7 protein-coding genes and 1 pseudogene are annotated in these 7,022 nt (G+C 70.5%); 5 read left to right on the top strand and 3 right to left on the bottom strand.

All coding sequences use genetic code 11. The features are described from left to right. Together IEZ17_RS41920 and IEZ17_RS01530 are read left to right on the top strand one after the other, a co-directional pair. A pseudogene (locus tag IEZ17_RS41920) lies at positions 1-242 on the top strand (PadR family transcriptional regulator); the annotation flags it as partial. A gap of 157 nt (positions 243-399) precedes the next feature. Beyond that, on the top strand, positions 400-672 hold the full coding sequence (locus tag IEZ17_RS01530) for a hypothetical protein (protein ID WP_189295492.1): 273 nt from the start codon (positions 400-402) through the stop codon (positions 670-672). Here IEZ17_RS01530 and IEZ17_RS01525 read toward each other — a convergent pair. The 3 genes from IEZ17_RS01525 to IEZ17_RS01515 all read right to left on the bottom strand — a co-directional run bounded on the left by IEZ17_RS01525 (position 644) and on the right by IEZ17_RS01515 (position 3,670). Further along, positions 644-1,252, bottom strand: coding sequence for a HutD/Ves family protein (locus tag IEZ17_RS01525; RefSeq protein ID WP_229851659.1), 609 nt, complete (start codon positions 1,250-1,252; stop codon positions 644-646). The two genes, IEZ17_RS01530 and IEZ17_RS01525, sit on opposite strands and share 29 nt — an antisense overlap. 32 nt (positions 1,253-1,284) lie before the next feature. Further along, positions 1,285-2,247: a zinc-binding dehydrogenase gene (locus IEZ17_RS01520; RefSeq protein ID WP_189295488.1), complete on the bottom strand. Its 963-nt coding sequence runs from the start codon at positions 2,245-2,247 to the stop codon at positions 1,285-1,287. A gap of 196 nt (positions 2,248-2,443) precedes the next feature. Beyond that, a complete protein-coding gene (locus tag IEZ17_RS01515) occupies positions 2,444-3,670 on the bottom strand; it encodes an NAD(P)-dependent malic enzyme (protein ID WP_189295486.1) in 1,227 nt (408 codons plus the stop codon). Between the two features lie 562 nt (positions 3,671-4,232). Here IEZ17_RS01515 and IEZ17_RS01510 point away from each other — a divergent pair. The 3 genes from IEZ17_RS01510 (at position 4,233) to IEZ17_RS01500 (ending at position 7,008) form a co-directional block, all read left to right on the top strand. After that, complete coding sequence (locus IEZ17_RS01510) at positions 4,233-5,216, top strand: ABC transporter substrate-binding protein (protein WP_189295484.1); 984 nt, start codon at positions 4,233-4,235, stop codon at positions 5,214-5,216. Positions 5,217-5,293: 77 nt separating this feature from the next. Continuing rightward, positions 5,294-6,232: an amino acid ABC transporter permease gene (locus tag IEZ17_RS01505; RefSeq protein ID WP_189295481.1), complete on the top strand. Its 939-nt coding sequence runs from the start codon at positions 5,294-5,296 to the stop codon at positions 6,230-6,232. A 23-nt stretch (positions 6,233-6,255) separates the two neighbouring features. After that, on the top strand, positions 6,256-7,008 hold the full coding sequence (locus IEZ17_RS01500) for an amino acid ABC transporter ATP-binding protein (protein WP_189296185.1): 753 nt from the start codon (positions 6,256-6,258) through the stop codon (positions 7,006-7,008). Positions 7,009-7,022 lie beyond the last annotated feature (14 nt).

Genomic DNA, 7,022 nt, shown 5'->3' with positions numbered 1-7,022 from the left:
CCGCCGCGGCCCCGCCCGCCCCGGCGTGGGCGGCCGAACCGGACAGCGGCGACCCGGCCCGCGACTTCGACCGGCTGCTGGACCGCTTCCGCGACGACCTGCGGGACGCGGCCCGCGACCACGGCATCACGGCCGAGCAACTGCGGGAATCCCGCCGCCGGCTGTCCACCGCCGCCGCACACATCGGCGCCCTGCTGCGCCACCCCGAGGAGTACTCCTCGGGCACGCAGGGCGACGACTAGGGACGCGGGGGGGGGAGGGCGGTGCCGGCTGCCCGCACCGCCGCGGCGGCCCGCGGCCCCCGCCGCCTCCGCCCCATCCTCCTTGACCTCAACCGCACTTGAGGCACCAGGCTCCCGTACGCCACCACGGATCACCACGGATCACCACGGAGCCCCCATGCCGCCCGCCACCGACTTCCCGGATTTCCGGCGCCCCGACGCCGCCACCGTCCTCGTCAGCGCCTGGCTCGTACCGGACGCCGGCAGCCAGCGCCCGGCGGCGGACGCGGTGCTCGCCGGCTGGGAGCGCTGGCGGCGCCCGGACGCGATGCTGGCGCTGAGCGCCTTCCTGAGCACCGACGGCGGCCATGTCCTCAACTACGCGCCCTCCGTCGCCCGCTACCGACTGCACGGAACCGTGGTCAACGTCCCGTCGCCGCGGCCCCGTTGACGTCGGACAGCTCGATCAGCACCGCGGCCCCGTCCGTCCGTACCACCACCGGCGCCGCCGCGTCCCCCGGCGGCTCCCGCACCGCCGCGTCGAACCGCCCCAGCCGCACGCCCGGCTCCCCCGCCGCCGCGGCACCGAGCCAGGTGTCGCCCGCCACCGCGACCACCAGAGCCGTGGTGCGCGGCCCCGGCGCCATCTCTCGGCTCCCACGCACCACCGTGACGGCCGCCGTCGCCCGTCCCTCCCGGCACATCACGTTCAGGTTGACGACCGGGCCGCCGAGCAACCGGGAGCCGGTGACTGCGGCACCAGGGAAGGCGAACGGGCGGAACCGGCCGGGCAGTCGGTGCACGGCGCCGTCCACGGTCAGTTCCAGCCCGGCGCCGTCGACGACGGTGAGGATCCGCCGGACGCCGGGCAGCGGGGAGTACGGGCCGTCCCGGGTGACGTCGGCCAGGCTCACCCGCCAGGCGAAGGCGTCCCAGCCGGCGCCCGGCGGGTGGGCCGCGACCTCGCGGGTGAGCCCGCCGCCGTTGCTCCACGGCACGGCCGCCCGCCCGTCCGCGCGCAGGATCCGCACGTCCCCGCTCCCTCCCCGGATGTGACGAGGCATCACACCGTCAGCACGATCTTCCCGAACAGCTCGCCCTCCGCCATCTTCGCGAAGCCCTCGCGCGCCCGGTCCAGCGGCAGGGTGGAGTCGATGACCGGGCGGATGCCCTTGGCGGCGCAGAAGCTGAGCAGGCCGGCCAGCTCCTCCTTGCTGCCCATCGTGGAACCGACGATCCTCAGCTCCAGGAAGAAGATCCGGTTGAGTTCACCGCTCTTGGGGGTGAAGCCGCTGGTGGCGCCCGAGATCACCAGAGTGCCGCCGGGCCTGAGCGACTTCACGGAGTGGGACCACGTCGCCGCTCCGACCGTCTCGATCACCGCGTCCACCCGCCGCGGCAGCCGCTCGCCGGTCGCGAACGCCGCCTCGGCGCCCAGCTCCACGGCCCGCTTGCGCTTGGTCTCGTCCCGGCTGGTGGCGAAGACCCGCAGGCCCGCGGCGGCGCCGAGCACGATGGCGGCGGTCGCCACACCGCCCCCCGCGCCCTGGACCAGCACACTGTCCCCGGGCCGTACGCCCGCGTTGGTGAACAGCATCCGGTACGCGGTCAGCCAGGCGGTGGGCAGGCAGGCGGCCTCCTCGAAGGAGAGCTCCTTCGGCTTGGGGAGGACGTTCCAGGTGGGGACGGTGACCTGCTCGGCGAAGCTGCCCTGGTAGCGCTCGGTGAGGATGGAGGGCTTCTCGGCGGGGCCGACGCCGTGGCCGGTCTGCCCGATGACGGAGTGCAGGACGACCTCGTTGCCGTCCTGGTCGACTCCGGCGGCGTCGCAGCCGAGGATCATCGGGAGCGCGTCCTCGGTGATCCCGACGCCGCGCAGCGTCCACAGGTCGTGGTGGTTGAGGGAGGCGGCCTTGACGTTGACGGTCGTCCAGCCGGGACGGGCCCCGGGGGCCGGGCGCTCCCCCAATTCGAGGCCGTTCAGGGGCTGGTCGCGGTCGATGCGGGCGGCGTAGGCAGCAAACATGATCCCAACGTAGGCCGCGTCCGCGCGCCGCAACAGCGCGTACGGGTGTGACACGCACCGCGTACGGCCGGGCCGTGGCGGGTGGCCGGAGCCGTGCCGCGGCGTCCGGGCCGCCGGCCGGTGCACGGCGAAGGCCGGGCCCGCTCCCTCCTCGGGTGCGGGCCCGGCCCGTCGGCGTATCCGCCCGGTGCCGCGGTCAGCGGCGGGCGACACCCTCCGCACGGGCGGCGGCGGCCACGGCCGCGGTGACGGCCGGGGCGACCCGCTCGTCGAACGGCGAGGGGATGACGCAGTCGGCGCTGAGCTCATCGGCGACGACGGCGGCCAGCGCCTCGGCGGCGGCGAGCTTCATGCCCTCGGTGATCTGCGAGGCGCGCACCTGCATCGCCCCGGCGAAGATGCCGGGGAAGGCCAGCACGTTGTTGATCTGGTTCGGGAAGTCGCTGCGGCCGGTGGCGACGACGGCCGCGTACTTGTGGGCGACGTCCGGGTGGATCTCCGGGTTGGGGTTGGCCATCGCGAAGATCAGCGAGTCCTTCGCCATCTTCGCCACCGCCTCCTCCGGCACGGTGCCGCCGGAGACCCCGATGAAGACGTCGGCGCCGTCGAGCGCGGCCTCCAGCGTGCCGGTCAGGCCCGCCTTGTTGGTGAAGCCGGCGAGCTCGCGCTTGACGTCCGTGAGGTCCTCGCGGTCCGCCGAGACGATGCCCTTGCGGTCGCAGACCGCCACATCGCCGATGCCCGCGTTGATCAGGATCTTGGCGATGGCGACACCGGCCGCACCGGCGCCCGAGATGACCGCCCGCAGCTCGCCGAGCTCGCGCCGGGTGAGCTTGGCGGCGTTGCGCAGCGCGGCGAGGGTGACCACCGCGGTGCCGTGCTGGTCGTCGTGGAAGACCGGGATGTCCAGCCGCTCCTGGAGCCTGCGCTCGATCTCGAAGCACCGCGGTGCCGAGATGTCCTCCAGGTTGACGCCGCCGAAGGACGGCGCGAGCCGCGCGACGGTCTCCACGATCTCGTCGGTGTCGGTGGTGGCGAGCGCGATCGGGACCGCGTCCACGCCGCCGAACTGCTTGAAGAGGATGGCCTTGCCCTCCATCACGGGGAGCGAGGCTTCCGGGCCGATGTCGCCCAGGCCCAGAACGGCGGTGCCGTCCGTGACCACGGCCACGACCTGGGACTTCCATGTGTAGTCGTGCACGAGCTCTGGCTGCTCGGCGATGGCGCTGCACACCTTGGCGACACCCGGCGTGTACGCGAGGGACAGGTCGTCCTTGTCGCGCACCGGCACGGTCGCCTGGATGGCCATTTTTCCGCCGCGATGCAGCGCGAAGGCCGGGTCGAAGAACTCGCCGGACGTGGTGCCCGGACCTTCCGCGCCCGTTTCGCTGTCGCTGCGAGGATTGACGATCTCCGCTGCCACTTTGTCTGACCCCTTTGTCATAAATCTGTTGAGGGTGGCCACTCCCTGGATGGGGGGTGGGCGGGCACCGCGTCCGCGCCCTGCTCGGCGGATAGCCACCGCGCGGGGGGAGGTACGGACGCCGGGCGCGCCGCACACGCGCCCTGAGCCCCGGATGAGGGGTGTAACGACCCTTTCTACCGGACGGGCGCGGAAGCCGACGAGTTAGATTCATTACCTGCCGGTACAAGGCTCCGACAATAGCGGCGGAATACCCGAAATCATCGAAAATCCCGCACGACTGTCCGGATATCGAGACATCACCGGCCTTTGCTGCACTTCCCCGCGCCCCGGCCGCACCGGCCTCCCCTTGCGCCACAAGGCCGTCGCCGCGCATCGCTCGTCCGTTATGCGATTTTGACCTGAGTGACAGTCCGAATACCGGAGTCCAGATGGCAAGATTCCGTCACCGATCGAGGTCGCGACGCTCAAAGGTGCCCAAAGGTGTGTGCCCGCCCCCTTTTCACCAGCTCATCGGCTGCTCACACTGGCACGTCGGTTAACCATCCGCAGGAGGATCAGCATGACCGCAGACACCACCCGTCGCGCGGCGGCCGGCAGGTTCGGTAAGTCCGCGAGGGCCACTGCCGCGATAGCCACGGTCACCGCCTCGCTGCTGCTGGTCAGCGCGTGTGGTGACCAGACCCAGGAGGCGAAGGCCCGGCGGGCGGCGCAGAAGAACCGCGACACCAGTGCGCCGCTGTTCAAGATGCTGCCGAAAGATGTCCAGGACAAGGCCATGCTCCAGGTCGGTTCGGACATCACGTACAAGCCGGTGGAGTACCGCTCGAACGGCGCGGTCGAGGGCATCGACCCGGACCTCGCGGAGGCGATGGGCAAGGAACTGGGCATCAAGCTCAATTTCAACAACGCCACCTTCGACACCCTCATGGGCGGTCTGAAGTCCAAGCGCTACGACATCGCGATGTCGGCGATGACGGACACCAAGGACCGCCAGCAGGGCATCGACAGCAGCACCGGGAAGAAGATCGGTGAGGGCGTCGATTTCGTCGACTACCTGAACGTCGGCGTCTCGCTCTACGCCCAGAAGGGCAAGACCAACGGCATCGACAGCTGGGAGACGCTGTGCGGCAAGAAGCTCGCCGTGCAGCGCGGCACGGTCTCCCACGACCTGGCCAAGGACAAGTCCAAGGCCTGTGAGACCAACGGCCAGCAGCCCATCTCCATCGAGGCGTTCGACAACGACTCCGAGGCCCAGACCCGGCTGCGTACCGGCGGTGTGGACGCGGTCTCCAGCGACTACCCGGTCGCGGCGTACGCGGTGAAGGTCTCCGGCGGCGGCAACGACTTCCAGATGGTCGGCGGTGCCCCGCTCAAGGCGGCGCCGTACGGCATCGCCGTCCCCAAGGACCAACAGCAGCTGCGCGACGCGCTCAAGGCGGCCGTGGAGCTCGCGATCAAGAACGGCTCGTACGCCAAGGTCCTCCAGAAGTGGGACGTCAAGGATGCCGCGGTCAAGGACGTGCAGCTCAACGGCGGCTCCTGAGCCCGCCGTCGGCACCGTCCGCAGCCCCGCACCATCCGCTCCGCGCAACTCCCGCCGAATGCTGAAAGGCAACATCCGTGTCAGTTGACGTCGACAAGCCGGCCGAGCCGCCGGCGGCCCCTCCGCCGGCCCAGCCCGAGCCCATCAAAGCCATTCCGGTCCGCCACTACGGGCGTTGGGTCGCCGCGCTCGTCGTCATCGGGCTGCTGGCGCTGCTCGTCAAGGCATTCGCCGCCGGGAAGGTCAACTGGGGCGCGATACCCGACTACATGTTCAACCCGGACATCCTCAAGGGTCTGCGGAACACCCTGTGGATCACGCTGCTGGCCATGGTCATCGGCATCGTGCTGGGCGTGATCCTCGCGGTCATGCGGCAGTCGAAGAACCCGGTGACCTCGACGGTCGCGTGGTTCTACATCTGGTTCTTCCGCGGCACCCCGGTCTACGTCCAGCTGTTCCTCTGGTTCAACCTCGGCCTGGTCTTCCAGTACATCGACATCATGCCGATCTACAAGGACGAGTGGTCGGACTTCATGACCCCGTTCCTGTGCGCGCTGCTGGGCCTGGGCCTCAACGAGGCCGCGTACATGGCCGAGATCTGCCGGGCCGGTCTGAACGCCGTCGACGAGGGGCAGACCGAGGCGGCGCACGCGCTGGGCATGAGCCACGGCAAGACGCTGCGCCGGATCGTCGTGCCGCAGGCGATGCGGGTGATCGTGCCGCCGACCGGCAACGAGGTCATCAACATGCTCAAGACCTCGTCCCTGGTCATCGCCGTCCAGTATTACGACCTGCTCCAGGCCGCGCAGAACGTCGGCCGGGACTCCGGTGTCGTGGTCGAGATGCTGATCCTGGCCGCCGCCTGGTACCTGATCGCCACGACGGTGCTGAGCATCGGCCAGTTCTACCTGGAGCGCTACTACGCCCGCGGCTCCAGCCGCCAGCTTCCGCCCACCCCGTTCCAGCGCCTCAAGGCGAAGCTGGCCGGTCCGAACCGCGCCGGAGGTGCGGCATGAGCAGTAGCAAGTCCGGTACCCCGATGGTCAAGGCCGAGGGCGTCCACAAGTCCTTCGGCTCGGCCCACATCCTCAAGGGCATCGACCTGGAGGTGGCGCCCCGGGAGGTCTTCTGCCTGATCGGCCCGTCCGGCTCCGGCAAGTCGACGTTCCTGCGGTGCATCAACCACCTGGAGAAGATCAACGCCGGCCGGCTGTCGGTCGACGGCGAACTGGTCGGCTACCGCGAGCACAACGGCAAGCTCTACGAGCTGCGCGACCGCGAGGTCGCCGCCCGGCGCCGCGACATCGGCATGGTCTTCCAGCGCTTCAACCTCTTCCCGCACATGACCGCGGTGGAGAACATCATGGAGGCGCCGGTCCAGGTCAAGGGCGAGTCCAAGGCGTCCGCGCGGGAGCGCGCGACCAAGCTGCTGGACCGGGTCGGCCTGGCCGACAAGGCCGGCAACTACCCGTCGCAGCTCTCCGGCGGACAGCAGCAGCGGGTGGCGATCGCCCGCGCGCTGGCCATGGAGCCCAAGCTGATGCTCTTCGACGAGCCGACCTCGGCCCTCGACCCGGAGCTGGTCGGCGACGTCCTGGACGTCATGAAGGACCTGGCCGCGGACGGTATGACGATGGTCGTGGTGACCCATGAGATGGGCTTCGCCCGCGAGGTCGGCGACTCGCTGGTCTTCATGGACGACGGCGTGGTGGTCGAGTCCGGCCACCCGCGCGAGGTCCTGACCAACCCGCAGCACGAGCGGACCCAGTCGTTCCTGTCCAAGGTCCTCTGAGTCCCCACGGCCCT

Source organism: Streptomyces albospinus (assembly GCF_014648695.1).
In the GTDB taxonomy this organism is placed as follows: domain Bacteria; phylum Actinomycetota; class Actinomycetes; order Streptomycetales; family Streptomycetaceae; genus Streptomyces; species Streptomyces albospinus.
This window is presented reverse-complemented; position numbering and strand designations above follow the sequence as displayed.